This is a genomic window from Moorena sp. SIO3I6, from assembly GCF_010672095.1.
On record NZ_JAAHHU010000957.1, the window covers coordinates 1 to 1,882 of the forward strand.

General features: G+C 40.1%; 3 protein-coding genes and 1 pseudogene. 2 read left to right on the top strand and 2 right to left on the bottom strand.

Annotation, left to right across the window (positions count from 1 at the left end):
* Positions 1-88 (bottom strand): annotated as a pseudogene (locus F6K49_RS44905) (DNA-binding protein); the annotation flags it as partial.
* A gap of 537 nt (positions 89-625) precedes the next feature.
* Between F6K49_RS44905 and F6K49_RS44910 the strand changes: the two are divergent.
* Both F6K49_RS44910 and F6K49_RS44915 read left to right on the top strand, forming a co-directional pair.
* Complete coding sequence (locus tag F6K49_RS44910) at positions 626-1,192, top strand: hypothetical protein (RefSeq protein WP_293065148.1); 567 nt, start codon at positions 626-628, stop codon at positions 1,190-1,192.
* A 53-nt stretch (positions 1,193-1,245) separates the two neighbouring features.
* Positions 1,246-1,368, top strand: a complete 123-nt coding sequence (locus F6K49_RS44915) for a hypothetical protein (RefSeq protein WP_293108556.1) — start codon at positions 1,246-1,248, stop codon at positions 1,366-1,368.
* Positions 1,369-1,646: 278 nt separating this feature from the next.
* Here F6K49_RS44915 and F6K49_RS44920 read toward each other — a convergent pair.
* Positions 1,647-1,882: glycine betaine ABC transporter substrate-binding protein (locus tag F6K49_RS44920; protein WP_293108559.1), on the bottom strand; the 236-nt coding region annotated here is incomplete at its 5' end.

Below are 1,882 nucleotides of genomic sequence, written 5' to 3' on the forward strand. Positions count from 1 at the left end.
CGCGACCATCATTGAGGAGTTGGCGCAAGCGTCGAGAAGAAATACCTAAGAGAGAGGCGGCTTCAGTAGTACAAACGGACTTGTTCATCAGTGGACTTCCTTTACTCTTCCGATATCACTATTATAAGGCAAAAAGTTAGCTGAGGTGGTGTTTGTAAATTATTGTTAATATTTATTTACAAACACCTTCTCAACTAAAGTTTAAATTGAGGTAATTTTAGATAGTGCGCGTAGCGAGATGGGAGCTAAATCTCGACCAGATTCACAACGGAATAGTTAGGGTTTGCTGAAAAAGTCTTTTGGTAAGGGTAGGAGCTTCGAGTCAGGCGAAATGGGAATTATATAGGAGCTAGGAGGAAGACTTGTCCCTTGATTTTTCTGCCGGAGTCTGCACAAAATTCTAACTTTTTGAGATTTTTGGACCGAAAAGCTGGCACTTTTTTCGATCCAAAAAGGCTAAAACCTTTATCTGTCAAGGCTTTGAGAGTTAATCAGCAAGCCCGACTTAGGTTAAAAGTACCCAAGAGGGTACTGTTTAAAAGTTTGATTTTACACACACAATAGATAGTAAGTGTTTAAGTGAAAGTCTGCTTCTACTAAAAAATAGATAGAGAGAATTAAGATTATGTATAATGATGAAGCTTTGCTAGTGACTTATCCAGATTATCCAGTTAACACAGATACTTTTTATGGATACACTGAAATGGTCGGACATGCTGGTGTTCTTCTGATTAAACAAAGTGGTCTGACAAAATATTATGAATTTGGTCGTTACGACCCTGCTATGAATGGAGTAGTAAGAAATAAAAGAATTCCTAATGCTGTAATTGGAAGTAATGGAAAAGCTACGCCGTCTAGTTTGAAAGCAATTTTGAGGAGTTTATCAACCCAATCAGGTAAAAATACTCGTATTCGCGCAGCTTATTTCATTAATATGGATTTCGACAAGATGCTTGCATATGCCATTACAGAACAGCCTCAATATAGTATTATAAGCTTCAATTGTGGTCATTATGCTCAAGCTGTAATTTTAAAAGGAAATCCCAATGTTGATAGACCATTAATAATAAATCCAACGCCAAACAATATTGTTGACGAGTACATCGAAGAAGGAAATGCTGAAGTTTTATTTTCGCCAACTACAGGTGAGATGACAATCGGCAAGGGAGATGAGTCTGATGCTAAAGAATAGTCATAAAAGTAATTTTGGAGTTTTTACCGCAGACTCAAAAATAGACAATTTGAATGAGCTTACTAAAAAAGCGATCGCATCGGAATATGTCACTTGGTACTGATATCGCAGCAACCCAGCACTATTCGGTTGAATTGCTGGGTTATCAACGGGTTCAACCAGACCGATTACCGTAACCTACGGGTGCATCTCTTTTTTATGGTTTTATCCGGTGGTGCGTTACGGGGTGGGCTATTTCAATGGTGGCTTATAGGCATCAAATCAGGGCGAGCCCACCCCTAACACACCCTACGGGAACTACGGGTGCATCTCTTTTTTATGGTTTTATCCGGTGGTGCGTTACGGGGTGGGCTATTTCAATGGTGGCTTATAGGCATCAAATCAGGGCGAGCCCACCCCTAACACACCCTACGCAAAATTTGCTGACTGCTGATGGCTGACCGCTGACTGCTTATTAAACATTTCTCGCTTCTTCGACCCAGCTATCAAACAGGTCTTGATGGTTTTCAATCCATTCTTCGGCATGGCGACGGATATCTTTTGAGCTATCTTCACCCTTATTGAGTAATTCATTTTGGGCATTGATATCCTGAACGGGAATATGAATTAGTTCAAATAAGCGCTTGGCGGCTGGGTTAGCAGACACAAATTTCTTATTAGCTACGATTCGGATTCGATCAATGGCAAATC

What these genes read in the sequence shown, in the direction of transcription:
- F6K49_RS44915 (WP_293108556.1), top strand. Translation starts at nt 1,246, where the DNA reads ATGAGCTTACTAAAAAAGCGATCGCATCGGAATATGTCACTTGGTACT.
- F6K49_RS44910 (WP_293065148.1), top strand. Translation starts at nt 626, where the DNA reads ATGTATAATGATGAAGCTTTGCTAGTGACTTATCCAGATTATCCAGTT.